Below are 24,515 nucleotides of genomic sequence, written 5' to 3' on the forward strand. Positions count from 1 at the left end.
CGATTTAGCCGAAGCAGGAGGCCCCGGCATAATGCGCGCCATCGCCCAGTTCTTCCTCGATCCGGATCAACTGGTTGTATTTTGCAAGCCGGTCGGACCGGGCAAGCGAGCCGGTCTTGATCTGCCCACAATTGGTCGCGACAGCGAGATCGGCGATCGTTGCGTCTTCGGTCTCACCCGAACGATGCGACATGACCGATGTGTAACCCGCGCGGTGAGCAATATCGACGGCCTGAAGGGTTTCGGTCAGCGTGCCGATCTGATTGACCTTGACCAACAGCGAATTGGCCAGCCCCTTTTCGATACCCATCGAAAGGCGCACGGGATTGGTCACGAACAGGTCATCGCCGACAAGCTGGACCTTGTGGCCAACCATGTCGGTCAACGCTTTCCAGCCTTCGAAATCGTCTTCACCCATCCCGTCTTCGATCGAGCGGATCGGATAATCGTCGCATAGTTTCGCGAGGTATTCGGCCATTTCGGTCGGGCTGAGTGAAGTACCCTCGCCCGCCATATCGTACCGGCCATCGGCGAAGAATTCCGTCGACGCGCAGTCGAGCGCCAGAGCGATTTCCTCGCCCGGCTTGAAGCCTGCCTGCTCGATCGATGACATGATGAAGTCGAGCGCATCGCGCGTGCTGGCGAGATTCGGTGCAAAACCGCCCTCGTCGCCAACAGCGGTCGCCAGGCCTTTGTCCGACAGACCTTTCTTCAGAGTGTGGAACACTTCGGCGCCCCAGCGCACCGCCTCGGTCAGGCTGTCCGCGCCGATCGGCATGATCATGAATTCCTGGATATCGATCGGATTGTCGGCATGTTCGCCGCCGTTGATGATGTTCATCATCGGGACTGGCAGGACATGCGCTGAAACACCGCCAATATAGGAGTACAGCGGCAGACCGCGGGCATTGGCGGCGGCCTTTGCCACCGCCATGCTGGTGCCGAGAATGGCATTAGCGCCGAGGCGGGCCTTGTTATCTGTCCCGTCCAGCGCAATCATCGCCAGGTCGACATCGCGCTGGTCTTCTGCATCGAGGCCAAGCAGCAAGTCGGCAATCTCGCCATTGACTGCGTCGACCGCTTTGGTCACGCCTTTGCCGAGGTATCGGCTCTTGTCGCCATCGCGCAGCTCGACCGCTTCGTGAGCGCCGGTCGAAGCGCCTGACGGAACGGCGGCGCGGCCAAAACTGCCATCATCCAGTAAGACATCGACCTCGACCGTCGGATTGCCCCGGCTATCGAGAATTTCGCGTCCGTGAATGTCGATGATCTGCGTCATGGCTTGCTCCGGTCGGTCAGAGTGTTGTAATGTAGTAATACAGTCCCATATCGGACATAGCGCGCGCTTTATGCGTCGGAACAAACCCGCGCAAGTTGCGTTGCACAATAAACGGAACGGAATAGGTTTTCATGCCTTCCAGCCCGTCGAAATTCGGAGGAAAAGGATAACGCCATGGACGACGTAAGCACGACAAAGAAAAAACCCGCCAAGAAGCCGGCCGCGAAGAGCACCAAGGCCAGCGCAACTGCCACGAACGGCACAGCTGAAGCGAAGACCCGCTTCAACGCTGCACTGGAAGAAGCGAAAGCCGGCGCTGCTGCGCTTAAAGACGAAGCAGCGGGCCGCGCGGTGGCTTATCGCGATCAGGCAAAAGGAAAGTCGGAAGATTGGACGGCTGATGCCAAAACGAAGGCTGGCGAACTTGCTGTTGAAGGCAAGGCGAAGGCCAGCGATGCATTGGCTTCACTTGGCAAAGTTGTCGCGGAAAACGCTGCCAGTATCGATGAGCGCTTTGGCGCGAAATACGGCGACTACGCCCGCCAGGCTTCGCGCAGCTTGCAGGAAAACGCTGCCAAGCTCGACAACAAGAGCGTCGACGAAATCGGCGAAGACGCACGCGAAATGGTCCGCAAGAGCCCCGGCCTTGCAGTAGGCATTGCCGCCGTCGCCGGATTCATGCTCGCTCGCATGTTCCGCGGCAGCCGCGACTGATTGGTCGCGGTTCGCGGGATATGCTTGAGGGGGATGAAGCAGCCAGCCGCGATGATGCGGATGAACGGGGTAGCGGGTTGACCGGTGAGGAAGCGATTCCAGAACCGCGTTCGCTGGCCGAAGATCTCGAAGCGCTGTACGAGGATGGCAAGACCTATGCCGAGGCAGAGCTTGCCTATCAGAAGACCCGCGCTCGGTTCGTAGCGCAGCATGGCAAGGCAGGTCTGGGATACGGTCTGCTTGCTGTGTTCTTCCTGCATATGGCGTTGATCGGTTTGACAGTCGGTGCGATTCTGACCCTCATTCCGGTGGTTGGTCCGCTTTTTGCCACGCTGATCGTGGTGGGCGTGGTCTTGGCGCTGGTCGTCATACTCGGCCTTATGGCGCGGTCCAGAATTGGCCGCATCGGCAAGGCCTTTGAAGGCGATGACGCGTGAGCAAGGCACTCGACCGGCAATTGGTGCAGGACCGAGCTTTGCGCGATGCCGCGCTCGAACTGGTCAAGGCAGATGTCAGTCATCTCCGCATGGATATGAACGCAGCAGGCCTCGCATCGCGTTTTGCCACACGGATGAGCGAAGGCGCTACGGACCTTTACGAAGAGGCGGTCGAGAAGGCCGATGATAATCGCGGTGTGCTGGCTGCGCTGATTGCTGCGGTTGTTTTGTGGTTTGCCCGCAATCCGCTGCTTAGCCTCTTGCCCGATATGGACGATGATCCGGCGGCTGATGATGAGCAAAGCGGCGAGTGGGAATACGAAGATACAGAGGATTACGATCCGGAATTGGACGAGCCCGACGCGTGACGAGAGCAATTCCGCGAACAGATAAGGAGACCGACGGTGACTGACGAAGCAAAGAGAGACGAACTGCGCGCGAAAATCGAAGCTGGCGAACGCCGCAATGCGGAACGTTCGATCGAAGATATGGCCCGCGACGCAAGCAAGAAGGCAACGGACTTCGTAAAGGAGCATCCGATTGCAACAGTGGCGGGTGTTGCTGCCGTGGGACTGGCAATCGGTGCGATGACCAGGCCAGGTCGGCGCGCCGGACGCCTGGCTGGCGAACGCGCGAGCGCTTTCGCCACTTATGCGACCGAACTCGGCCTCGCGTATGCCAGCGGAATGTTCGATGCGGCGGGACAGGCTGCCAAGGCCGGCGGCGAGAAACTGGAAGACTTCAGCGAGGACGTTGCACACAGCGCGCGCAGCGCTCGCAGGAACGCCACCCATGTCGCAGGCGATACCGCGGATAACATTCGCGTTCTCGGCCGAAAGGCTGCTCGGCAGGCAGGCCGGTCCCTACGCGGAGCACGGTCCAAGATCGGACGCTGATCGGTACATGAATTGACCACGTCAACGGCGCACGGGCTTGCCCGCTGCGCCGTTTTCGCTATGTGCGCCCCATCCTTTTCTCCGAGCACCAAGGCGCCAAACCCATGTCAGATGAAGCCAAGCCCGACCAGGAACTGTTCCTCGTGATGGGCGGTCGTGTCGCCGACCCGCGATCCTTCAAGTTCCAGGACCCCGAGGGCATCCATGTCGTCGGCGTCTTCAGCGTTTATGACGATGCTGTTGAGGCCTGGCGCGGCAACGCGCAACGCACAGTCGACGATGCCGAGATGAAATATGTCATCGTGCCGGTGCACGAATTGTTGACTCCGGAAAACTGATCAAGCTTGGGGGCTATGGAATATTCCATCTGCCCTTACCGCGAGAGCGACGCCGAGCGGCTTGCCACAATCATCAAAGCGGCGATCCAGACGATCGGACCGCAGGCCTATTTACCTGAGCAAGTGGCGGCGTGGGCCGCGAGTCACCCCGGCGCCGACAATTTTCGCGCGCGCGCCGCGTCCGGTGACAAAATCTTCGTTGCTGCGGATATGGCGGACAATGCTGCGGCTTACACGCTGCTGCAAGCGGACGGGCATCTCGACCATCTGTATTGCCACCCGGATCATACCAAGCGCGGGCTAGCTTCGTTGTTGCTCAAAACGGCAGAGCACTATGCACGGCAGCACGACCTGGCGCAGCTCTATACCGAGGCAAGCGAGCTGGCTCGCCCAACCTTCGAGCGTGCCGGCTACCGTTTGGTCCAGCGGCGTGATTTCGAGTTGGACGGCGTACCGATCCACAATTACGCGATGGCGAAATCGCTTAGATGAATTCGATCTTCTGGATCAGGTAGAATTTTTCGCCAGAGGGAACGGTCACTTCAACTTCGTCATCGACCTTCTTGCCGATCAGCGCTTTGGCGATCGGTGAATTATACGAAATCCGTCCCTTTTTGGCGTCCGCTTCCGTCTGCCCGACGATCTGGTACTGGATCGGCTTGTCGTCTTCATCGAGCAAGGTGACCGTCGCTCCGAAGACGACCCTGTCGCCCGTAAGCATCGCGGGATCGATAATCTGCGCGCGACTGACGCGGTCTTCGATGTCGCCGATCATCGCTTCAACCTGACCCTGGCGTTCTTTCGCCGCGTGGTACTCCGCGTTCTCCGACAGGTCGCCATGCGCCCGCGCTTCTTCGATAGAATCAACGATTTTGGGACGTTCCGCCCGCAAAGCCTTGAGATCCGCCGTGAGCTTTTCATAGCCCTCAGCCAGCATCGGCACCTTTTCCATAACCCTGTCCGTCTTTCTATTACGGCCCGCCCGGTAACAATTCGAGACCCTGCCGCTTCCGAGGAGGCGACCAAACTAGGGGTCCGAATGTCGGGGAAAGGCTAATTCAGTTGTCGCTATAATAGTCTTGCATAGCGCGCACTTCAAGCTGGCTTGGCTCTACCGTCCGAATTGCCTCTGCCGCAGCCTTCGATGCAGCGGCCGTTGTGTAGTACGGAATCTTCATTTCGAGCGCCGTTGCACGGATCGATTTGGAATCCACCAGCGATTGCCAGCCTTCGGTCGTGTTGAACACCAGGTCGACATCACCGTCGATCATCTGATCGACGATGTGCGGCTGTCCTTCGGCCACTTTATTGACCCGCTCGACCGGCAAGCCCTGCTCTGCAAGATAACGTTGAGTGCCGCCGGTTGCGATGATCCGGAAACCCATTTCGACCAGCGTTCTCACCGCAGCGACAATCGGTTCCTTGTCGCTTTCCTTCACGGACACAAATGCGGTGCCGGTGCGCGGCAGCCGGACACCTGCGCCCAGCTGCGATTTCATGAACGCAGCAGGGAAATCCCGGTCGATCCCCATCACTTCTCCGGTCGAGCGCATTTCCGGTGTCAGCACCGGGTCGGCGCCGGGGAAGCGGCTCCACGGGAAGACAGCTTCCTTCACCGCCATATAGTCGAGATCGCGCTTGAACGGCGGGAAGTCCGCCAGCGCTTCTCCGGCCATCACGCGGGCCGCGATCTTGGCGATTGGCTGTCCGATGGCCTTGGCGACGAACGGCACCGTGCGGCTCGCCCGCGGGTTCACCTCGATCAGATACACTTCGCCATCTTTCACCGCGAATTGGACATTCATCAGGCCCACGACATTGAGCGCACGGGCCAATGCCTCGCCCTGGCGTTCCATCTCGTCGACGATGTCTTGCGGCAGCGAGTAAGGCGGGATGGTGCAGGCGCTGTCGCCCGAATGGACTCCGGCTTCCTCGATATGCTGCATCACGCCGGCAATCCGGACTTCGGTCCCGTCACACACCACGTCGACATCGCATTCGATTGCATCGCGCAAATACCGGTCGACCAGAACCGGGCTTTCGCCCGAAACATTCACCGCCGTCTTGATGTAGTCATCAAGCTGCGCTTCACTGTCGACGATTTCCATCGCTCTGCCGCCCAGCACATAGGAGGGACGCAGCAGCACCGGATAGCCGATCCGCTGCGCCACTGCCGCAGCTTCATCGCGGCTGTAGGCGATGCCGTTCTCCGGCTGCTTGAGGTCCAGCTTGTTGACCAGCTTGGCGAACCGTTCGCGGTCTTCGGCCAGATCGATCGCATCGGGCGACGTGCCGAGGATCGGAATACCCGCATCCTCCAGTGCTTGCGCCAGCTTCAGCGGGGTCTGTCCGCCGAACTGGACGATAACGCCCACCAGCTCGCCATTCTGCTGCTCCACGCGGAGGATTTCCAGCACATCTTCTGCCGTGAGCGGCTCGAAATAGAGCCGGTCCGATGTGTCGTAGTCGGTCGATACGGTTTCGGGGTTGCAGTTGACCATGATGGTCTCGAACCCGGCTTCTTCCAGCGCAAAACAAGCGTGGACACAGCAATAATCGAATTCGATCCCCTGCCCGATCCGGTTCGGCCCGCCGCCCAGGATCACGACTTTGCGGCGATCGGACGGATTGGCTTCGCATTCCGGTTCACCGAAGCTGGGGGCCTCGTAGGTCGAATACATGTAAGGCGTGATTGCTTCGAATTCTGCGGCGCAGCTGTCGATCCGCTTGAACACCGGGTAGACGCCGAGCTTGTGCCGCAATGCGCGGACTTCATCCTCCGATGTCGCCCCGGCCATGGCGCGCAAGGCATCATGAAGCAGGCCGGAGCGGCGCGCCTGCGTCTCGCCCATCCCCCCGGCAACCCCGACCGAACGCACAGCCAGCGTGGCGAGACGTTTGTCGGAAAAGCCCATTGCTTTCAGCTGGCGCATCTCGGCTGCCGTGTTGGGCAGGCCATTCTCGCTGACCGTCCGCTCTGCTGCGATAATCTCTTCGATTTGCCGCAGGAACCACGCATCATAGCCGGTGAGCGCATTGATCTGCTCCACCGTCATGCCTTCGCGAAACGCCTGCGCGACGTTGAGAAGGCGGTCCGGCGTGCGTTTGCTCAGCGCTGCAGTCAGGACGTCACGATTGACCCCTTCCAGCTCGACCACGCGGTTGAATCCGTCGAGATCCGTTTCCAGCCCGCGCAGCGCCTTCTGCATCGATTCCTGAAAATTGCGCCCGATCGCCATGACTTCGCCGACCGATTTCATCGCGGTGGCCAGTTCGATCTTGGTGCCCTTGAATTTCTCGAACGCGAAACGCGGGATTTTGGTGACGACGTAATCGATGGTCGGCTCGAAACTGGCCGGGGTTGCGCCGGTGATTTCGTTGGTGATCTCGTCCAGAGTGTAACCGACCGCCAGCTTTGCCGCGACGCGCGCGATGGGGAAGCCGGTCGCCTTCGATGCTAGCGCAGAGGAGCGCGAGACGCGCGGGTTCATTTCGATCACGATCAGGCGGCCATCGGCGGGATTGACTGCAAACTGTACGTTCGAACCGCCTGTTTCCACGCCAATTTCGCGCAGCACTTCGATGCTGGCGGTGCGCATGATCTGGTATTCCTTGTCGGTCAGCGTCAGCGCCGGGGCGACAGTGATGCTGTCCCCGGTGTGCACACCCATCGGATCCACGTTCTCGATCGCACAGATGATGATGCAATTGTCCTTGCGGTCGCGCACCACCTCCATCTCGTATTCTTTCCACCCGAGCAGTGATTCCTCGATCAGCACTTCATTGGTGGGCGATGCGTCGAGCCCGTCGCGCACGATCTTGTCGAACTCGGACTTGTTGTAGGCGATGCCCCCGCCCGTGCCGCCCAGGGTGAAGCTGGGGCGGATGATCGACGGCAGGCCGGTCCGTTCCAGCACCTTGTGCGCTTCTTCCACCGTGGTGGCGACGCCGCTGCGCGCGCTTTCGAGGCCGATCTTGTCCATCGCGTCGCGGAACCGCTGGCGGTTCTCCGCCTTGTCGATCGCATCGGCATTGGCGCCGATCATCTGCACGCCGTATTTGTCCAGCGTGCCATCGTTGAACAGCGCCAGCGCGCAGTTGAGCGCGGTCTGGCCGCCCATCGTCGGCAGGACCGCGTCGGGGCGTTCCTTCGCGATGATCTTGGCGACAATTTCGGGCGTGATCGGTTCGATATAGGTCGCATCGGCGAACTCGGGATCGGTCATGATCGTCGCCGGATTGGAGTTGACGAGGACCACGCGGTAGCCCTCCTCTTTCAGCGCCTTGATCGCCTGCGTGCCGGAATAATCGAACTCGCACGCCTGGCCGATAATGATGGGGCCTGCGCCAATGACGAGGATGGAGGAGATGTCAGTGCGTTTGGGCATTTAGGCAGCTACCGATTGTGGGAACGGGAACGACAAAAGGCCCCCTCCGCTTGCGCGGAAGGAGCCTGTCGGATTGTGAGTTGTCTTGTGAAGCGCGGGTGCGCTTATTCCGCCGGGGCGGTTTCCGCAGTCATTTCGGACACAGCGCCCTGGATCGCCTCGTTGGTGCATTTCGACGCGCTGTCGCTCAGCACCTGTTCGGCTTCCTCGATGCTCGCATCGTCCGGAATTTCGTTGGTGATGCAGGTGCAGAACGCTTCCTTGTCGACCATGTCGGGCAGCATCGCGGACTGCTCTGCACACTGCTCGACCGCCTGTTCCTTGGCCGATGCACAGGCTGCCAACGATCCGGCAGCGGCGAGAATAAATACCATACGCATGTGAATACTCCCTCTGTATTTCGAGGGAACGGGTAGCGCGATGCGCAAGCCCGGCGCGATGCCATAGGTTTGGGGTATGGGCGGTTAGCACTGCATGGCCTTTATCGCCTGCGTACCGGAATAATCGAACCGGCAGGCCTGACCGATAATGAACGGACCAGCGCCAATGACGAGGATGTAGGAGATGTCAGTGCGTTTGGGCATTTTGGAATACGAGCCCTCTGTCAGCGTAAAAGCTTCGGCTTTTGATCTTGTCGTCGTTTACTTTTCGACACTTGCCGACGGCTGAGTCATCGATTCTAAACCCCCGTTTGCTTGGAGAATGTGCCAAAACCCAATGCTTTGGTGACGCAAGCAAGCACAAGATGGCTTCATCGTCGTTGAGTTCGAGCAAAGTCTGATGAATGGATTGCGAAGGGAGATCCTTTAGCCTCACAGCCTGAACCGATGTCCCGAGATGCCTTGCAAGATCGGCAAAAACTGCCTCAAGTCTGGGCTCTTGGTAAAACGTGTGTATTCCTTGTCCCTTGGAGGCGGGCATTGCTTCCAAGGTGCATACTGCGCGCGCAAAAAATTTGTTCGCCTCCTTCCGAGACCTTTGTTCAGTACGCCGTAGGAAAAAGTGAACAATAGAATATACACCGCATAGACCATCCAGTTGCCCTTGGCGCCAAACCTTGAAATCCTTGCCGAGGATCACCCCAACATCCCCACGAACTTCTCGAACAGGTAGAAACTGTCCTGCGGGCCGGGGCTTGCCTCGGGGTGGTACTGCACGCCGAACGCTTTCTTGCCGCTGATCGCGATGCCGCAATTGCTGCCGTCGAACAGGCTCACGTGAGTCTGCTCGACACCTTCGGGTAGCGTCTCGCCATCGACCGCGAAGCCGTGGTTCATGCTGGTGATTTCGACGAGGCCCGAAGTCTCGCCCCAGCCATCACCCACGCGCTGGACCGGGTGGTTCGCCCCGCGGTGGCCCTGGTGCATCTTTACCGTTTTCGCGCCCGCTGCCAGCGCGAGCATTTGGTGGCCGAGGCAGATGCCGAAGATCGGCATGTCGCGCTCGAGCAGCGCCTTGATCACCGGCACCGCATATTCGCCGGTCGCCGCCGGATCGCCCGGGCCGTTGGACAGGAATACGCCCGCCGGTTCCAGCGCTAGGATATTCTCTAGGCTGGTCTTTGCCGGGACCACCGTGACCTTGGCCCCCGCTTTGACCAGATTGCGGAAGATGTTGTCTTTCGACCCGTAGTCGATCGCAACAACATGCGGCTTACCGGACCAGTCAGCGCGGCCATAACCGTGCCCCAGCCGCCAGAATCCGCCTCCCCAGTCTTCCTGTTTCTCCCGCGTTACATGCTGGGCGAGGTCCATCCCCTCCAGCCCGGCCCATTCCTTCGCGCGCTTGGCCAGTTCGGGAATGTCGAAATTGCCGCCGGGATCATGCGCGATCACCGCATTGGGCGCGCCAGCATTGCGGATCAGCCGGGTCAGCGCGCGGGTGTCGACGCCCGACAGGCCGATCTTGCCCTGCGCCGCCATCCAGTCGGAAAATTCCTGCGTGCTGCGAAAATTGCTCGCCGGAGTGATCGGCTCACGCACGATGCAGCCGACGGCGCCCCCGAACGGTCCGGCGACCGCGCTTTCGAGATCTTCCGGATTGGTCCCGACATTGCCGATATGCGGGAAGGTGAATGTGACGATCTGCGCCGCGTATGACGGGTCCGTCATCACTTCCTGATAGCCGGTCATCGCCGTGTTGAAGCACACTTCGCCGACTGCATTGCCAGCGGCGCCGAACCCCCGGCCCCAGATTACCGAACCATCGGCCAGAACGAGGACTCCCGTCGCGTCTTTGGGTTGCGCAGGGGTAGAGGCGGCAGAAGCCATAAGGGGCGCTCCGAGTCAGGGTTTTCCGGCGATGTCGCTAAGTCCCGACCGCTAGGCTTGCCCTGCCCTGCCGTCAACCTATCTCGGGCGGGAAACTTGGGCTAAGCGGCCCGCATACGAAACCATCCACAGGAAAGTCTCCCCATGCTGCGCGACGACATCAAAACCGCGACCATCACCGCCATGAAAGCCGGCGACAAGGACCGCACTGCTGCGCTTCGCCTGATCGGCGCAAAGATAAAGGACCGCGATATCGAACTGCGCACGTCCTCCAAACAGATCGAGGATGACGCGCTGGTGATCGAAGTTTTGCAAAAAATGAGCAAGCAGCGGCGCGAATCGATAACCATGTATGTTGACGGTGGCCGGCAGGAACTGGCCGACAAGGAGCAGGCCGAGCTGTCGGTCATCGAGGAATTCCTGCCCAAGCAGATGGGTGAGCCGGAAACGAAGGCGGCAATCGAAGCGATCAAGCAAGAATTGGGGGCCACATCGGTTAAGGATATGGGCCGCGTGATGGGGGAACTAAAGGCTCGCCACGGCGCTGAACTCGATATGAGCAAAGCCAGCGCGCTGGTGAAGGAGAGCCTTGCATGAATACCCCTACCCCCCGTTCGAATACCATCCGTTCGATCCTGCCCGTCTCCCTATTGGCGCTGGGCCTCGCGCTTGGTGCCTGCGCCGAAGATGTCGATCGGACTGCGGAGCCGGACGATACCGAGCTTGAAGTCGCGACCACCGATGGCGAAGCGGAAGCGCTGGCGCTGAAGATCGATGCGGCGGAATTCGGATCGCTGGAGCTGGGGGCGAAGATCGTCGGTCCGCAGGGGCCGGAGGTCAAATCCAGTCTCAAGACCGCTGAAGGCAACTTTGCCGACATCACGTCCTATGTCGCCTGCCCCAAAGGGATGGACAAATGCGATCCCAAGACCGCGCCCAAGGGCACGATCTACACCTATGTCCACACGGTCTACCCGGGCGAAGACAACGATGCGTCGACCGGTGCCGGCCGGGGCAATGATTCGTCCGACATCGAAATTGCCGAAGCGTTCAAGATGCTCCAGCCCGCGTTCGGTTTCAACGGCGTTGCCGGTTATTCGGAACTGGAAGTCGAAGCCGCGCTGGACAAGGCGGCGCGCGTGGTGATCACGTGCCACGATGGCAGTCTGGTATGGACGGTGAATGCCACCGGAGAGGACAACACCTGGGAGCAGGCCGAGCCGATCACCTTCTTCTGGCAATCGACCCTGCCGCCCGCCGGACCGTCGGACGTTTACGCCATCGTCGCAAACTATACCGAGGCAACCGGCATGGGTCCGTTCCCCGCAGCGACCGCCGGTGCGGAAGCCGGCTGCAAGGCACCCTCCACAGCCCGCTGATCGCGGCTCTTGAATATGGGGCCATCCGCTCGCATTGAGATGCGATGGCCCTGACCCCGCAATGGCTGGACGAGCTTCGCTCGCGCGTGACGCTTTCGAGCGTCATCATGCGTACGACCAAGCTGCAGAAGGCGGGCCACGAGTGGAAAGCCTGTTGTCCGTTCCACGACGAGAAGTCGCCCAGCTTCACGGTCAGCGATCAGAAGGGGTTCTATCACTGCTTTGGCTGCGGTGCCCATGGCGATGTCATCCGCTGGATGATCGACCAGCGCGGGCTCCAGTTCATGGATGCGGTCAAGGAACTGGCGGCCGAAGCCGGAATGGAAGTCCCCGCGCCCGACCCGCGCGCAGCCCGGCGGGCCGAACAGCGTGCCGGACTGCATGATGTGATGCAGGGCGCGCAGGATTGGTTCGTGCGCAATCTGCAATCCAATAGCGGCGCGGGCGCGCGGGACTATCTCAAGTCACGCGGTTTCAACCAGCACACCATAGAACGGTTTGGCTTCGGCTACGCCCCGGCAGAGCGGCAGGCGATGAAGGCCGCGCTGCCTGAATTCGAAGAGCCGTTGCTGATCGAAGGCGGTCTGCGCATCGCGGTCGACGACAAGGAACCATACGACCGGTTCCGTTCCCGCCTGATGTTGCCGATCCACGATGTCCGGGGCCGCGTGATCGCATTCGGCGGGCGGATACTGGAAGCGAACACCAAGGCGCCGAAATACCTCAATTCGCCCGACACGCCGTTGTTCGACAAGGGGCGCACGCTTTACAATCTGCACCGCGCCGGACCGGCATCGCGGCAGAGCGGGCGGATGATCGTGGTCGAAGGCTATATGGACGTGATCGCCCTTGCCGCTGCCGGGATCGAAGATGCTGTCGCCCCGCTCGGGACAGCGCTGACGGAAAACCAGATTGAGCTGCTGTGGCGCATGGTCGAGGCGCCGATCGTGTGTTTCGACGGCGATGCGGCAGGACAACGTGCTGCCATGCGCGCGGCCACCCGCGCTCTGCCGCTCCTCCGACCATCGCACACCCTGCGCATTGTCCGCTTGCCATCGGGGCTCGACCCGGACGATCTGCTCAATCAGAAAGGGCGTGGGGCAATGGATGCGCTGCTGGAGAGCCCGCAGAGCCTGCTTGATACCTTGTGGTTTCACGAGCGCGATGCGCAGCCGCTCGACAGCCCGGAATCGAAAGCCGGTCTCAAGGCGAGGCTGCTGGATCATGTCGAGGCCATCGCGCATCCTGACATCAAGGCGCTCTACAAACGCGAACTGTTGGAACGGTTCTCCAACTTCGCTTTTCCACCGCGCCAAGCCCATCGCAGTGGCCAAGGCAAACGACCGTGGCAGAGCGGCAAACCCGTCAACCCGCTGCTCTCGCCCGATTCAAAGCGCCGATTGCGCAATGCCAGCGGGCCGGCGGCCAAGGTCGGTCTGTCTGCAGCCGTGATCACCGGTTTGGCACGCCATCCCGGCCAGATCATGCGTCATGCTGACGTTCTGGCGCGCTACGCTGCCAGTGACCGGAATCTCGCACCGGCGATAGATTTCCTCATAGAATCGGCTGAAACGCTTGAACCTTCCGACAATTTGCCCATATGCCTACCAGAAGGCCTCGTTGCGCCGCCGGATGAAACCCGTTTCTCCTTCCTTCGTGAAGGTATCGATCCGAAAGCTGCCTGTGACGATCTGGCCGAAGCCGTGTCCCTGCTGGTCGAAAGGCCCGCGCTCGAAGCCGCCTTGCTGGCGGCGACCGCGCGGTTCGAGACCGACCCTGAAGGCGCTTTTGCCGAGCAACAGCGATTGCTCAAGCGGAAGCTGGATTTCGAGCGGCGACTCGGGCAAATGGTGAGCGAAAGGGCGGCTGCGGCAGCCCACAGTGATTCAGATCGTCAGACCGCGGAAAACGGCGAAGACGGCACAGAAACGGATTGAACGGCACATATGGCCTCGAAAACCAAAGCTGCGGACCAGGAAGATGCTCCGCTGATCGATCTCAACGAAGCGTCGATCAAGAAACTGATCACCAAGGCAAAGAAGAAGGGCTACATCACGGTTGATGAGCTCAACGAGGCCTTGCCGCAGGACCAGATGAGCACTGACCAGATCGAAGACGTCATGTCTGCGATCAGCGAGATGGGCGTCAACATCGTCGATAACGATGAAGAAGCCGAAGCGGAAAAAGAGCAGGCCAACGAGGTCGAGGAAATCGCGCCGGGCGCCAGCAAGGATCCTGCCGCTGCGAAAAAACCTGTCACCGCCACCCGAAAACTGGCCGCCGGTGAACGCACCGATGACCCTGTGCGGATGTACCTGCGCGAAATGGGCGCCGTGGAACTGCTCAGCCGCGAAGGCGAAATCGCCATCGCCAAGCGGATCGAAGCCGGCCGCGACATGATGATCATGGGCCTGTGCCAGAGCCCGATCACGTTCCACGCGATCATCCACTGGTCCGAAGCCCTCAACAACGAAGAAATGCAGCTGCGCGAGATCCTCGATCTTGACGCCATGCTGTCGAAAGAACCTCCGGTCGACAAGATGGAGGAAGAAAACGAAGATGACGACGGCGAGATCTCGGAGGAAACCGCAGGTCCGACGATCCGCGACGACGATGATGATGTCGAAGACGATGATTCCGAAGACGAGGACGGCGAAGAGGGTACGTCGAAGAAGGACGATGATGACGAGGACGAGGACAACACCATGTCCCTCGCCCAGATGGAAGCCGCACTGAAGCCCGAAGCGATCGAGCGGTTCGAGCGGATCACCAAGCTGTTCAAGAAATTCGAGAAACTGCAGGCCGAGCGGGTCGATGTTCTTGCCGCAGGGGACGAGTTCCCCAAGGCGAAAGAGAACAAGTACGAGAAGCTTGGCGAAGAGCTGACCACTGAAGTGGAAAGCATGCAGTTCCACGCGACCAAGATCGAATTCCTGGTCGACAACCTTTATGCTTTCAATCGCCGCCTGACTGCACTGGGCGGCCAGATGCTGCGCCTTGCCGAACGGCACAAGGTCAAGCGGATCGATTTCCTGAAGGTCTACATCGGCAACGAGCTGGATGAAAACTGGCTCAAGGATAACGCCAAGAAAGACAAGAAGTGGGCCGCCTTCGCCAAGAACGAAGCGGATGCGATTGAGCGCATTCGCGCGGAAATCGCGGACATTGCCAGCCAGTCCGGCATGTCGCTGCCTGAATTCCGCCGCATCGTTAACATGGTGCAGAAGGGCGAACGCGAGGCGCGCATCGCCAAGAAGGAAATGGTCGAGGCGAACCTGCGCCTGGTGATTTCCATCGCCAAGAAATACACCAACCGCGGGCTGCAGTTCCTTGACCTTATTCAGGAAGGCAACATCGGCTTGATGAAGGCGGTCGACAAGTTCGAATACCGCCGCGGTTACAAATTCAGCACTTATGCCACGTGGTGGATCCGGCAGGCCATCACCCGCTCGATCGCCGATCAGGCGCGCACGATCCGCATCCCGGTCCACATGATCGAGACGATCAACAAGCTGGTCCGCACAAGCCGCCAGTTCCTCCACGAACAGGGCCGCGAGCCGACGCCGGAGGAAATGGCAGAACGCCTGTCCATGCCGCTGGAGAAGGTTCGCAAGGTGATGAAAATCGCCAAGGAGCCGATCTCCCTCGAAACGCCGATCGGCGACGAGGAAGACAGCCATCTGGGCGACTTTATCGAAGACAAGAACGCCATCATCCCGGTCGACGCTGCGATCCAGGCGAACCTCAAGGAAACCGTCACCCGCGTGCTGGCGTCACTCACGCCGCGTGAAGAGCGCGTACTGCGCATGCGCTTCGGCATTGGCATGAACACCGACCACACACTGGAAGAAGTCGGCCAGCAGTTCTCGGTCACCCGCGAGCGTATCCGCCAGATCGAAGCCAAGGCGCTACGCAAGCTCAAGCACCCGAGCCGCAGCCGCAAGATGCGCTCGTTCCTGGATCAGTGATCCGCTAATCCGTTGTCAGCCCGCCGATCTGCTGCTCTACTAGTTGCATGAGCGGCCCGGATGTCTTTCTGTCTTACAATCGGAAGGACATCGATGTTGCGCGCCCGATTGCCGAAGCGCTGGAGACCGAAGGGCTTAGTGTCTGGTGGGACCAGGCCTTGCGTTCGGGCGATGCCTATGACGAGGTTACCGAGCAAGCACTGAGGAGTGCGCGCGCCGTAGTGGTTCTGTGGTCCAAGCGGTCGGTTGCGTCGCGCTGGGTCCGCACTGAAGCGACGATTGCCGACCGTAACAAGACTCTCGTGCCGGCAATGATCGAGCCGTGCGAGCGGCCGATCATGTTCGAACTCACGCAATCCGCAGAGCTTTGTGATTGGAGCGGTGATACCGGTGATCCGGCGTGGCGGGCCTTTGTTGCAGACGTAAAGGCAATGGTCGGGGCCAGGCGGAGCGGCGTAACCCCCGACGTTCTGACGACGCGCAGGACGAAACCCGATGCGATCGTCAGGGAAAGTCATGCCATCGAAGATCGCCCCTCCCTCGCAATTCTGCCGTTTCGCAATCGATCACGGATTGAAGATGACGAGATATTTGCCGACGGGATGGTTGAGGACATCGTCGCAGCATTGGCACAAGGCGCAAACGTCAAGGTGCTGGCAAGTATGGCGACCGCGCATCTGAAAGACGCTGCGGCGACGGACATCGCCAAGATCGGCCAACAGCTGAACGTACGCTACTTGCTTGAGGGAAATGTTCGGCGAGCGGGAACCGCCTTTCAGGTAACGACGCAATTGATCGAGGCTTCCAGCGGACATGTCGTCTGGTCGGGTCGCTTTGCTCGGTCGCTTTCGGAACTGGCCGATTTGCAGGAAGAGCTCACGCTGGAAGTCGCGGTAGCACTGGATGCCAAAGTCTCCACGATTGAAATGGAACAGGCGCTGCGCAAGCCCGGCAACCTGACCGCGTGGGAGGCTGTTTTGCGCAGCCAGGCGATGTTTCGCCATATCGACAGCGAAACGCTCGAACGATCCGTTTTGGAGGCACGGCAGGCAGTTGAAATTGCGCCGGAATACGGGCTCGGCCACGCGACTTTAGCCAGTGCGCTGGCAGTTCATTACATGTTCGAAGTGCCGGACAATGAGGAGCTTGTCGACGAAATCCGTAGCGCCATCGATCGTGCCCTTGAATTCGATCACGGCTCTTCGAGGGTCCTGGGACAGGTGGCCCAAGCCTACTGTCTCTCGGGCTTCCCCGACGAAGGACTGATCCGTGCGCGTCAGGCGATCGAAAAGGCCCCTAACGATGGCTATGCGCATTACATTCTTGCGATGGCGAGTAGCATGTTGAACCGCTATGAAGACGCGATAGAACATTGCGAGATTGCGGCCTCGTTCATGCCGGGCGTTTTCACCGTTTTCTATGTGAAGGCATGGCATGCAAATGCTCTGATCAGAAGCGGTCGTTGGGCTGAAGGCGAAGACGTCTATGACGAGTGCCTGACGATTGGTCCGGACTTTGCGATAGGGCAATATCACAAGGCGATGTTCTGCTGGCGCGATGGTCGGCGTGAACAGGGGCGGGCGATCGTTAGAAAACTGCGGCAGTAAGGAACAAATTACGGCACGGTAAAGCGCGTTTTTACTCGAGCCTTCATCAACAGCCCGACGTACGTTGAATTGATGCATGCGGTCGAGGCGCTTTGGGAGGAAACTGCCTGACGAAAATCCCTAATGTGGGGTGGAGGGAATCGTCCTGCTCGCCTATGGGGTCCGCCATGCGTATCGCCATAGCCTCCGACCATGCTGCAATCGACCTCAAGGCCGAACTGCGCGACTGGTTGATCGAGCAGGGGCACGAGGTTGCGGACCTCGGCCCGGACACCGCCGAAAGCGTCGATTACCCCGATTTCGGCTACAGGCTGGCTTCGGTCGTAGCCGACGGGACCGCCGAACGCGGCGTGGCCCTGTGCGGCAGCGGGATCGGCATATCCATTTCGGTCAACCGCAATCCGGCCGTGCGCTGCGCGCTCGTTTCGGAACCGCTATCGGCATCCCTCGCCCGTGAACACAATGATGCCAATTGCATCGCGATGGGTGCCCGCTTGATCGGCGCCGACATGGCCAAGGCCTGCCTCGCAGCTTTTCTCGAAACCGAATTCGCCGATTCCCTTCCTGACGGAACTGGCCGTCACCAGCGCCGCGTCGACAAACTTTCCAACCCCAAGGTCTGATCCATGAGCACCGCACCCGCAAATGATTCCGCTATGATGCCCAACCATCGCGAACGGTTCTGGCATGACGATCTGGCTACTGCCGATCCCGAAATCCATCAGGCCGTGCGCAATGAACTCGCCCGGCAGCAGGACAAGATCGAACTGATCGCTTCGGAAAACATTGCCAGCACCGCCGTGCTCGAAGCTGCGGGCAGCGTGTTCACCAACAAATATGCCGAAGGCTATCCGGGCAAGCGCTATTACGGTGGTTGCGACTATGCCGATGTGGTCGAAACGCTGGCGATCGACCGCGCGTGTCAGCTGTTCGGCTGCAACTTCGCTAACGTCCAGCCCAACTCCGGTTCGCAGATGAACCAGGCGGTCTTTCTCGCTCTGCTGCAACCGGGCGACACCTTTATGGGGCTCGACCTGAATTCGGGTGGGCACCTGACCCATGGTTCTCCGGTCAACATGAGCGGCAAGTGGTTCAACCCGGTCGCCTATGGCGTGCGCAAGGAAGACGAGCGCATCGACATGGACGAAGTCATGGCGATCGCAAAAGAGCACAAGCCCAAGCTGATCATCGCCGGCGGCACCGCCTATTCGCGCGTGTGGGACTGGGCCGCATTTCGCAAGGTAGCGGATGAAGTCGGCGCCATCCTGATGGTCGATATGAGCCACATTTCCGGGCTTGTTGCGGGCGGTGCGCACCCTTCCCCCTTCCCGCATGCCCACGTCGTGACATCGACTACGCACAAAAGCCTGCGCGGGCCGCGCTCCGGCGTCATCCTGTGGGACGACGAGGATCTTTCCAAGCCGATCAACATGGCGGTGTTCCCCGGAATGCAGGGCGGTCCGCTGATGCATATCGTCGCGGCAAAGGCGGTGGCGTTCCGCGAAGCGCTGCGGCCGGATTTCAAGGACTACGCCAGCGCAGTGGTGGAGAACGCCCGCGCGCTTGCGGCAAGCCTCGAGGAAAACGGCCTCAGGATCGTTTCGGGCGGGACCGACAACCACTCGATGCTGGTCGATCTCACGGCGAAAGACGTAACCGGCAAGGCGGCGGAAAAGGGGCTCGATCGCGCCTGGCTGACCTGCAACAAGAACGGCATCCCGTTCGACACGCGCAGCCCGTTCGTGACCAGCGGCATTCGCCTGGGCACGCCGGCAGGCACGACGCGCGGCTTCGGCCCCGCTGAATTCCGCACGATCGGCAAGCTGATCGCCGAGGTGGTCGACGGCCTTTCCAGCAACGGCCCGGAAGGGGACGCGCAGGTAGAGGACAGCGTCCGTCAGCGTGTGAGCGAGCTGTGCGCCGCATTCCCAGTCTATCCCGGCAGGTAATCCAGCACGATGCGATGCCCCTTCTGTGCGCACGATGACAGTCAGGTAAAGGACTCGCGACCGACCGAGGATAACGCCTCCATCCGGCGGCGGCGCCAGTGCTCCAGCTGCGGTGCGCGGTTTACGACATTCGAGCGTGTGCAACTGCGCGAAGTCACGATCGTCAAATCCGGTGACCGGCGTGAAGCCTTCGATCGCAGCAAGCTGGAACAATCGGTCTCGCTCGCCTGCCGCAAGCGAGATGTTGCGCAGGAACGGATCGACCAACTGGTCTCCGGCATACAGCGCCAGCTTGAAACCACCGGTGAATCCGAGATTGCCTCAGCCCGGATTGGCGAGCTGGTGATGGATGGTCTGCGCCAGATCGACAGCGTCGCCTACATCCGCTTTGCCAGCGTTTATCGCGATTTCAGCGAAGCACGGGATTTCGAGGAATTCGCCAGCACCGTTCATGACGCAGCAGAGGTCAAAAAGGCCGATGGCTGACGCCGGTACGGATTTGTCGCACAAGCCGATCGTGGTTCTTGTACGTCCGCAACTGGGCGAGAACATCGGCAAGACTGCGCGCGCCATGCTCAACTTCGGGCTGACCGAACTGCGGTTGGTCAAACCCCGCGATGGCTGGCCCAATCCGGATGCAGGCCCGTCAGCCTCCGGTGCCGATATCGTTCTCGACCGAGCGCAAGTGTTTGAGACGACTGCGGAAGCGGTCGCCGATTGCGCGCATATTTACGCCACCACCGTGCGCAAACGCGGGGTCACAAAGCCGGTGTTGACGCCAGAACAAGCAGCAGCAGAGATCGTCTCCACCCCTGGGCGCAGCGCGATCCTGTTCGGAGCTGAGCGGTCCGGACTGGAGATCGATGATGTGGCGCTATCCCGCGCGATCCTGACAGTGCCGATCAATCCCGAATTCAGCTCGCTCAATCTGGCTCAGGCGGTGATCCTGTGTGCTTACGAATGGTCGAAGACACAGGATCAGGCGGGCACATTGGTGCAGCCAACGGAAGAGGAGATGCTGCCACCAGCACCGCAAGCGGAGCTGGAGGGATTGGTTGCCCATCTCGAAGCCATGCTGGTTCCGAATAGGTATTTCTTCCCGCCTGACCGGGCTGAAGCAACCCGCCTGACGCTACGCAATGTTTTGACCAAGCCTGGCTGGAACCATTTGGAGATCCGCACGCTTCGCGGCGTTTTATCTTCGCTTCAGCGCCAGCCCCGCGATACTGACTAGTTCCCTCTCGACATCCGGTGTCAGGATTGTTACGCGCTCTGAAATTCTCCCAACTATCCCGCTATTTGAAGGTCTTATTATGCGTTTGCTGGCTCTCTCCCTTGCCGCACCGGCTCTCTTCCTCGCACCCGCAGCACTCGCTGGTGAACCGAAGGAAAATGATCAGACGAGCGATGCCAAGGCCGAGAAAAGCGAGAAAATCTGCAAATACGTGGTCGACGGCATGGGCAGCCGGCGGAAGAAGCGCGTCTGCCTGACTACGCAGGAGTGGATCGACTTCAACCGCGGTCAATAAGCCCTTCGCGGAGCCGGTCCCACTCGACCAGTTCGTAAGCAATCGACGCTTCAACCAGGCTTTCCCAAAGGGCTGCGATTTCGTCGGCCGGTAAATTGCCGCGTACGGCGCGCTGGTGCACCGCATCGATAACCGCAGCCTTGCGATCCTCGTCGCGGACCGCACCGCGTTCCTGCTTGATCCGCGCGGCTGCACGCATGTAGCCAAAGCGCCGATCGAGCAGATCCATGATCTGCTGGTCCGTGGTATCGACACCCAGACGAACGTCGGTCATGGATTCACAGTCATCCGGAGCAAGCGGCTTTTCAGTCATGCCGCGAGCCTTTGGCGACATCCGCTCAAGTTGTCGACCCTCCTGGCTCCATTCAGCAACGGTAAATAATGAAATTGCATGAATTCAATCAGGAAGAGGAGGGTTTATGTCGTTACTACTTGCTTCTACCATGCTGCCATTGTTTGCGGTTTCTGCCGATGATGCCAGATTGGAAAGGAAACGCACTTATGTTTCTCCTGCGGCAGAGATTTCGCTGATGAAGGGTGGTCAAGACGAAGTTCTCTGTCTGGATCGTCGGCGTTATGGCAGCATCTGCCTTGTGCGGAGCGAATGGGCGCAGGCTGTCAAACTGGCAAACAGTGCCCCGAAAAGGGGGCCCAAGGCATTTATTCCAAATAACAATCGTTCCCCCAACAGCAGCAGCAAGTATGGCCTAGGCAGTTCACCCTCGACCTTTCGGACGCGCTGAACCTTCGAAATCGTGTTGACAACTCGCCGCGGAGCGCTATCTGCCGCGCTTCGCGAATTGGCCCCGTATCCCGGTGAAGCGGTGGCCGCGCTGGAGAGAATTGCTCCTGCGGTGCGATACCGGGTTGAAGCGCCACCAAAGGGGTGGCGATAGCAAATCGAAGGACACGACTTATGTCGAAGCGCAAAAGCGCCAAGTACAAACTCGACCGCCGGATGGGTGAAAACATCTGGGGTCGTCCGAATTCCCCGGTCAACAAGCGTTCATATGGCCCCGGCCAGCACGGACAGCGCCGCAAGAGCAAGGTCTCCGACTTTGGTCTGCAGCTTCGCGCCAAGCAGAAGCTCAAGGGCTATTACGGCGACGTTACCGAGAAGCAGTTCAAGGGCACCTATAAAGACGCGAGCCGCATGAAGGGTGACACCGGTCAGAACCTGATCGGTTTGCTTGAGCGCCGCCTCGATATGGTGGTCTACCGCGCCAAGTTCGCGCCGACAGTCTTTGCCGCGCGCCAGATCGTTTCGCACGGCCACATTCGCGTGAACGGCGTGAAGTGCAACGTGGCCAGCCGCCGCATCGATGTCGGTGATGTGATTTCGCTCGGTGACAAGGCCAAGGAAATGGCCCTGATCATCGAAGCGCAGAGCCTGCCAGAGCGTGACATTCCCGACTACGTCGCACCAGACGGCAACGACAAGGTGAGCTTCACCCGCGTGCCGAAGCTCGATGAAGTGCCCTACCCGGTCACCATGGAACCGAACCTGGTTGTCGAGTTCTACTCGCGCTAAGGTTTAGCCTGAACCAAACAAGCAAAGGGCGGTCCCGCGGGGCCGCCCTTTCTCGTTCTATCGACCGAGCGATGTGTCGAGAAACTCGCCCATGCGTTTCAGCATGATCCCGCGTGCCTGGCTGTGCACGAGGTAATGATCCAGACCCTCGAACTCCAGATAATCAACCGATTTCCCGGCACCTTCCAGGCGGTCTTCCATCAACTTCGAATGTGCCGAGCCGACGTTGAGATCGTATGTCCCGTGCACGAGCAAAACCGGTGCCGCGAAGGCGTCAGCATGGCGCGCAGGCGATCCGCTCGACACATGCGGGCCAGTGCCGACGAAGCGCTGGACATTGATGTAGCTCGTGTAGCGGCGGTTTTCCTCGACCAGCAAGTTCAGGTCGGTCACCGGCGCAATGGCAACCACGGCCTTGAACAGGTCCGGATCGGCGACTTGCGATTGCAGCGCGGCATATCCACCGTAGGACCATCCGGCGATTGCCATCTTGGACGGATCCGCAATGCCTTCTGCGACGAGCCATTTCCCGGCATCGTTCACATCGCCGACCGCGGTTTCCCAAGCCTGGAAGCCATTCTTGCCGAACCACGCATCGCCATATCCTGACGAACCGCGGAAATTGGGCTGCATCACCGCGTAACCCCGCGCGGCGAGAAACTGGACCAGCCAGTCGAAGCCCCACACGTCACGCGAACCCGGTCCGCCATGCGGCAAAACCACTGTCGGCAGGTTCTTGCCCTCGCTGCCCGGCGGCAAGGTCAGATATCCCGGAATATCAGTGCCATCGCGCGCAGTGTAGGTGACCGGCGTCATCTTGCCCATTTCGCGTCCGACAAGCGGATCGCGAGCCGGGAGCAGTTCGGACAGCTGGCGCGTATCCTTTTCGTAGAGATAAAAGGTACCGGGATCGGTATCCGACGATGCAATCAGAACGAGGCGGTTCTCCGACAGGTCCGTATCGACGATTGAGACCAGAGGAGCGTCAGGCAATGCGCGAGCCAGCCCCTTGGCGATGCGGTCGAGTTCCGGGTCGAAGTATTCCACGGTTCGTTTTTCAGTCGCATAGGTTGCGCCGACAACCCGGCCGTTCCGGCCGATCCGTTCCAGACCGTCAACATCGACATCATCGCGCGCCATGACGAGTTTCTGCTTACCAGTGCCATCGAGAGACACTGTAAACAGCGCGTTGAAACCGTTTACCCGCTCGAACCCGTAAGCGACATCCTTGGCGCTATCGACTGCGACCGGGTAAAATCCCTTCGCCCGATCGCCGCGCGCATCAAGCACTGAAAGGTCTTCCCAGTCGTCGCTGCCTTTCGTGCGGAAGAGATAGCGCACGTCGTTGCCATCGTAGCCGCCTGCCGACCGGTCGCTGACCTGCATGATCCGAATCCGCCCGGTCTCGTCTGCAATATAATTATCCGCCAGACGGTTAGCGTCTTCAACCGCTTTTCGCCGGCCTGTAGTTACATTGACGAGATCAACCCCAAGGCCTTCTTTATTGTTGGCCAGACGTGTGTTGTTGGATGTTTCCTTAATGTACTGCCGCGTCATCAGGATCGCGCCGTCTTCACCATCGACTTCCAGCGCGATCACGTCACCACCACGCTGCGCGATACCGAGTGCGCGGCTTGTGTCAGGCATCAATCGGGTGACATCCGTCCCGTCGGACTTCATTGCAGTCGGGCGCGTGAAATAAAGCAGCGTGCTGCCGATTTCCTGCATCCCGTATAAGTCGCATACGATGCGTTCATCAGTGGCCCAGTCGCAGCCGTTCAGGCGAGCCTTTGCCTCGTTCATGGTGACAATCGCCTTAGGCGGAGCATCGGAATTGAGATCGACGACATAGATCGTCTCATCCGAGCTCGACCCGGGCGAAACGTAGAGCAACTGGTTGCCAGAGGGTGAAATCGACACATCGGAAACAGATTGGCGGGCGCCAAATCGGGCGGCAGTTTCTGCCAGTTCTTCCGCCGAAACTGGTGTTGCTGCAAGAGTTGCCAAAACAGCAAGTGAAGCTGATGCGAGAAAGCGCATGGATACGACCCCAAGGTAATTTCAGTCCAGGAACTAGGGTAACATGCCGATTTGAAAAGAGAAGAGCACAAATACTTGCTGAATCAGGGGTGTTTCATCGACCGTTCGAAAGGGTTTTCCTACACGCTGTGGGGCCGCTATGAATTGTTTTGCGCAAACTGGCCGCTCGCCTCTTTCTGACGATCCACTT

General features: G+C 59.9%; 25 protein-coding genes and 1 pseudogene. 18 read left to right on the forward strand and 8 right to left on the reverse strand.

The window, feature by feature from the left end; translation table 11 throughout:
- Nucleotides 1-4: 4 nt before the first annotated feature.
- Nucleotides 5-1,279 (reverse strand): phosphopyruvate hydratase, encoded by a 1,275-nt coding sequence (eno, locus tag E0502_RS13405; RefSeq protein WP_137678490.1) that lies wholly within the window; start codon nt 1,277-1,279, stop codon nt 5-7.
- A gap of 174 nt (nt 1,280-1,453) precedes the next feature.
- Between eno and E0502_RS13410 the strand changes: the two genes are divergently transcribed.
- From E0502_RS13410 to E0502_RS13435, 6 genes are all read left to right on the forward strand, one after another.
- Nucleotides 1,454-1,993, forward strand: a complete 540-nt coding sequence (locus tag E0502_RS13410) for a hypothetical protein (protein WP_137678491.1) — start codon at nt 1,454-1,456, stop codon at nt 1,991-1,993.
- Between the two features lie 20 nt (nt 1,994-2,013).
- Nucleotides 2,014-2,430 carry a phage holin family protein gene (locus E0502_RS13415; protein ID WP_137678492.1) on the forward strand — a complete coding sequence of 139 codons (417 nt, stop codon included), beginning with the start codon at nt 2,014-2,016 and terminating at the stop codon, nt 2,428-2,430.
- Nucleotides 2,427-2,798, forward strand: coding sequence for a hypothetical protein (locus E0502_RS13420; protein WP_137678493.1), 372 nt, complete (start codon nt 2,427-2,429; stop codon nt 2,796-2,798). Before E0502_RS13415 ends, E0502_RS13420 begins: the two co-directional genes overlap by 4 nt.
- Before the next feature lie 36 nt (nt 2,799-2,834).
- On the forward strand, nt 2,835-3,326 hold the full coding sequence (locus E0502_RS13425; RefSeq protein ID WP_137678494.1) for a DUF883 domain-containing protein: 492 nt from the start codon (nt 2,835-2,837) through the stop codon (nt 3,324-3,326).
- Between the two features lie 104 nt (nt 3,327-3,430).
- Nucleotides 3,431-3,664: a DUF4170 domain-containing protein gene (locus tag E0502_RS13430; RefSeq protein ID WP_137678495.1), complete on the forward strand. Its 234-nt coding sequence runs from the start codon at nt 3,431-3,433 to the stop codon at nt 3,662-3,664.
- A gap of 15 nt (nt 3,665-3,679) precedes the next feature.
- A complete protein-coding gene (locus E0502_RS13435; RefSeq protein WP_137678496.1) occupies nt 3,680-4,156 on the forward strand; it encodes a GNAT family N-acetyltransferase in 477 nt (158 codons plus the stop codon).
- Here the strand turns inward: E0502_RS13435 and greA are convergent.
- From greA to carA, 5 genes and pseudogenes are all read right to left on the reverse strand, one after another.
- A complete protein-coding gene (gene greA, locus E0502_RS13440; RefSeq protein WP_137678497.1) occupies nt 4,149-4,616 on the reverse strand; it encodes a transcription elongation factor GreA in 468 nt (155 codons plus the stop codon). The two genes, E0502_RS13435 and greA, sit on opposite strands and share 8 nt — an antisense overlap.
- Nucleotides 4,617-4,722: 106 nt before the next feature.
- Nucleotides 4,723-8,052, reverse strand: coding sequence for a carbamoyl-phosphate synthase large subunit (carB, locus tag E0502_RS13445; protein WP_137678498.1), 3,330 nt, complete (start codon nt 8,050-8,052; stop codon nt 4,723-4,725).
- Nucleotides 8,053-8,156: 104 nt separating this feature from the next.
- Complete coding sequence (locus E0502_RS13450) at nt 8,157-8,432, reverse strand: hypothetical protein (protein ID WP_137678499.1); 276 nt, start codon at nt 8,430-8,432, stop codon at nt 8,157-8,159.
- Between the two features lie 90 nt (nt 8,433-8,522).
- Nucleotides 8,523-8,636: pseudogene (locus tag E0502_RS15485) on the reverse strand (carbamoyl phosphate synthase preATP-grasp domain-containing protein); the annotation flags it as partial.
- A 492-nt stretch (nt 8,637-9,128) separates the two neighbouring features.
- Nucleotides 9,129-10,322, reverse strand: a complete 1,194-nt coding sequence (carA, locus tag E0502_RS13455) for a glutamine-hydrolyzing carbamoyl-phosphate synthase small subunit (protein WP_137678500.1) — start codon at nt 10,320-10,322, stop codon at nt 9,129-9,131.
- 144 nt (nt 10,323-10,466) lie between these two features.
- Between carA and E0502_RS13460 the strand changes: the two genes are divergently transcribed.
- The 10 genes from E0502_RS13460 (at nt 10,467) to E0502_RS13505 (ending at nt 20,754) form a co-directional block, all read left to right on the forward strand.
- Nucleotides 10,467-10,919 (forward strand): GatB/YqeY domain-containing protein, encoded by a 453-nt coding sequence (locus E0502_RS13460; protein ID WP_137678501.1) that lies wholly within the window; start codon nt 10,467-10,469, stop codon nt 10,917-10,919.
- The gene (locus tag E0502_RS13465; RefSeq protein WP_137678502.1) at nt 10,916-11,701 is read left to right on the forward strand and encodes a hypothetical protein; all 786 of its coding nucleotides are present in this window, start codon (nt 10,916-10,918) and stop codon (nt 11,699-11,701) included. The genes E0502_RS13460 and E0502_RS13465 overlap by 4 nt, the downstream gene beginning before the upstream one ends.
- A 44-nt stretch (nt 11,702-11,745) precedes the next feature.
- Nucleotides 11,746-13,638, forward strand: a complete 1,893-nt coding sequence (gene dnaG, locus E0502_RS13470; RefSeq protein ID WP_137678503.1) for a DNA primase — start codon at nt 11,746-11,748, stop codon at nt 13,636-13,638.
- Nucleotides 13,639-13,647: 9 nt separating this feature from the next.
- Complete coding sequence (gene rpoD / locus E0502_RS13475) at nt 13,648-15,669, forward strand: RNA polymerase sigma factor RpoD (RefSeq protein ID WP_137678504.1); 2,022 nt, start codon at nt 13,648-13,650, stop codon at nt 15,667-15,669.
- A gap of 47 nt (nt 15,670-15,716) precedes the next feature.
- Nucleotides 15,717-17,276, forward strand: a complete 1,560-nt coding sequence (locus E0502_RS13480; protein WP_137678505.1) for a TIR domain-containing protein — start codon at nt 15,717-15,719, stop codon at nt 17,274-17,276.
- A 167-nt stretch (nt 17,277-17,443) separates the two neighbouring features.
- Entirely contained in the window at nt 17,444-17,899 is a 456-nt protein-coding gene (locus E0502_RS13485; protein ID WP_137678506.1) for an RpiB/LacA/LacB family sugar-phosphate isomerase, read from the forward strand.
- Nucleotides 17,900-17,932: 33 nt separating this feature from the next.
- The gene (glyA, locus tag E0502_RS13490; protein ID WP_420813525.1) at nt 17,933-19,225 is read left to right on the forward strand and encodes a serine hydroxymethyltransferase; all 1,293 of its coding nucleotides are present in this window, start codon (nt 17,933-17,935) and stop codon (nt 19,223-19,225) included.
- Nucleotides 19,226-19,234: 9 nt separating this feature from the next.
- Nucleotides 19,235-19,711 carry a transcriptional regulator NrdR gene (nrdR, locus tag E0502_RS13495; RefSeq protein WP_137678508.1) on the forward strand — a complete coding sequence of 159 codons (477 nt, stop codon included), beginning with the start codon at nt 19,235-19,237 and terminating at the stop codon, nt 19,709-19,711.
- Nucleotides 19,704-20,459, forward strand: coding sequence for an RNA methyltransferase (locus E0502_RS13500; RefSeq protein WP_137678509.1), 756 nt, complete (start codon nt 19,704-19,706; stop codon nt 20,457-20,459). Before nrdR ends, E0502_RS13500 begins: the two co-directional genes overlap by 8 nt.
- A 79-nt stretch (nt 20,460-20,538) precedes the next feature.
- Nucleotides 20,539-20,754 carry a hypothetical protein gene (locus E0502_RS13505; protein WP_137678510.1) on the forward strand — a complete coding sequence of 72 codons (216 nt, stop codon included), beginning with the start codon at nt 20,539-20,541 and terminating at the stop codon, nt 20,752-20,754.
- Here the strand turns inward: E0502_RS13505 and E0502_RS13510 are convergent.
- Nucleotides 20,738-21,067, reverse strand: a complete 330-nt coding sequence (locus E0502_RS13510) for a chorismate mutase (RefSeq protein ID WP_137678511.1) — start codon at nt 21,065-21,067, stop codon at nt 20,738-20,740. The two genes, E0502_RS13505 and E0502_RS13510, sit on opposite strands and share 17 nt — an antisense overlap.
- Nucleotides 21,068-21,173: 106 nt before the next feature.
- Here E0502_RS13510 and E0502_RS13515 point away from each other — a divergent pair, with 106 nt between their 5' ends.
- On the forward strand, nt 21,174-21,497 hold the full coding sequence (locus tag E0502_RS13515; protein ID WP_137678512.1) for a hypothetical protein: 324 nt from the start codon (nt 21,174-21,176) through the stop codon (nt 21,495-21,497).
- A gap of 173 nt (nt 21,498-21,670) precedes the next feature.
- Entirely contained in the window at nt 21,671-22,285 is a 615-nt protein-coding gene (gene rpsD / locus E0502_RS13520; protein ID WP_137678513.1) for a 30S ribosomal protein S4, read from the forward strand.
- Between the two features lie 57 nt (nt 22,286-22,342).
- Here the strand turns inward: rpsD and E0502_RS13525 are convergent, their stop codons facing one another.
- On the reverse strand, nt 22,343-24,205 hold the full coding sequence (locus E0502_RS13525; RefSeq protein ID WP_240049095.1) for an alpha/beta hydrolase family protein: 1,863 nt from the start codon (nt 24,203-24,205) through the stop codon (nt 22,343-22,345).
- Between the last annotated feature and the right edge of the window lie 310 nt (nt 24,206-24,515).

This window comes from Parerythrobacter lutipelagi (assembly GCF_005434975.1).
Taxonomy (GTDB): Bacteria; Pseudomonadota; Alphaproteobacteria; order Sphingomonadales; family Sphingomonadaceae; genus Parerythrobacter_A; species Parerythrobacter_A lutipelagi.

What these genes read in the sequence shown, in the direction of transcription:
- eno (WP_137678490.1), bottom strand. Translation starts at nt 1,279, where the DNA reads ATGACGCAGATCATCGACATTCACGGACGCGAAATTCTCGATAGCCGG.
- E0502_RS13410 (WP_137678491.1), top strand. Translation starts at nt 1,454, where the DNA reads ATGGACGACGTAAGCACGACAAAGAAAAAACCCGCCAAGAAGCCGGCC.
- E0502_RS13415 (WP_137678492.1), top strand. Translation starts at nt 2,014, where the DNA reads ATGCTTGAGGGGGATGAAGCAGCCAGCCGCGATGATGCGGATGAACGG.
- E0502_RS13430 (WP_137678495.1), top strand. Translation starts at nt 3,431, where the DNA reads ATGTCAGATGAAGCCAAGCCCGACCAGGAACTGTTCCTCGTGATGGGC.
- E0502_RS13435 (WP_137678496.1), top strand. Translation starts at nt 3,680, where the DNA reads ATGGAATATTCCATCTGCCCTTACCGCGAGAGCGACGCCGAGCGGCTT.
- greA (WP_137678497.1), bottom strand. Translation starts at nt 4,616, where the DNA reads ATGGAAAAGGTGCCGATGCTGGCTGAGGGCTATGAAAAGCTCACGGCG.
- carB (WP_137678498.1), bottom strand. Translation starts at nt 8,052, where the DNA reads ATGCCCAAACGCACTGACATCTCCTCCATCCTCGTCATTGGCGCAGGC.
- E0502_RS13450 (WP_137678499.1), bottom strand. Translation starts at nt 8,432, where the DNA reads ATGCGTATGGTATTTATTCTCGCCGCTGCCGGATCGTTGGCAGCCTGT.
- carA (WP_137678500.1), bottom strand. Translation starts at nt 10,322, where the DNA reads ATGGCTTCTGCCGCCTCTACCCCTGCGCAACCCAAAGACGCGACGGGA.
- E0502_RS13460 (WP_137678501.1), top strand. Translation starts at nt 10,467, where the DNA reads ATGCTGCGCGACGACATCAAAACCGCGACCATCACCGCCATGAAAGCC.
- E0502_RS13465 (WP_137678502.1), top strand. Translation starts at nt 10,916, where the DNA reads ATGAATACCCCTACCCCCCGTTCGAATACCATCCGTTCGATCCTGCCC.
- dnaG (WP_137678503.1), top strand. Translation starts at nt 11,746, where the DNA reads ATGGCCCTGACCCCGCAATGGCTGGACGAGCTTCGCTCGCGCGTGACG.
- rpoD (WP_137678504.1), top strand. Translation starts at nt 13,648, where the DNA reads ATGGCCTCGAAAACCAAAGCTGCGGACCAGGAAGATGCTCCGCTGATC.
- E0502_RS13480 (WP_137678505.1), top strand. Translation starts at nt 15,717, where the DNA reads ATGAGCGGCCCGGATGTCTTTCTGTCTTACAATCGGAAGGACATCGAT.
- E0502_RS13485 (WP_137678506.1), top strand. Translation starts at nt 17,444, where the DNA reads ATGCGTATCGCCATAGCCTCCGACCATGCTGCAATCGACCTCAAGGCC.
- glyA (WP_420813525.1), top strand. Translation starts at nt 17,933, where the DNA reads ATGATGCCCAACCATCGCGAACGGTTCTGGCATGACGATCTGGCTACT.
- nrdR (WP_137678508.1), top strand. Translation starts at nt 19,235, where the DNA reads ATGCGATGCCCCTTCTGTGCGCACGATGACAGTCAGGTAAAGGACTCG.
- E0502_RS13500 (WP_137678509.1), top strand. Translation starts at nt 19,704, where the DNA reads ATGGCTGACGCCGGTACGGATTTGTCGCACAAGCCGATCGTGGTTCTT.
- E0502_RS13505 (WP_137678510.1), top strand. Translation starts at nt 20,539, where the DNA reads ATGCGTTTGCTGGCTCTCTCCCTTGCCGCACCGGCTCTCTTCCTCGCA.
- E0502_RS13510 (WP_137678511.1), bottom strand. Translation starts at nt 21,067, where the DNA reads ATGACTGAAAAGCCGCTTGCTCCGGATGACTGTGAATCCATGACCGAC.
- E0502_RS13515 (WP_137678512.1), top strand. Translation starts at nt 21,174, where the DNA reads ATGTCGTTACTACTTGCTTCTACCATGCTGCCATTGTTTGCGGTTTCT.
- rpsD (WP_137678513.1), top strand. Translation starts at nt 21,671, where the DNA reads ATGTCGAAGCGCAAAAGCGCCAAGTACAAACTCGACCGCCGGATGGGT.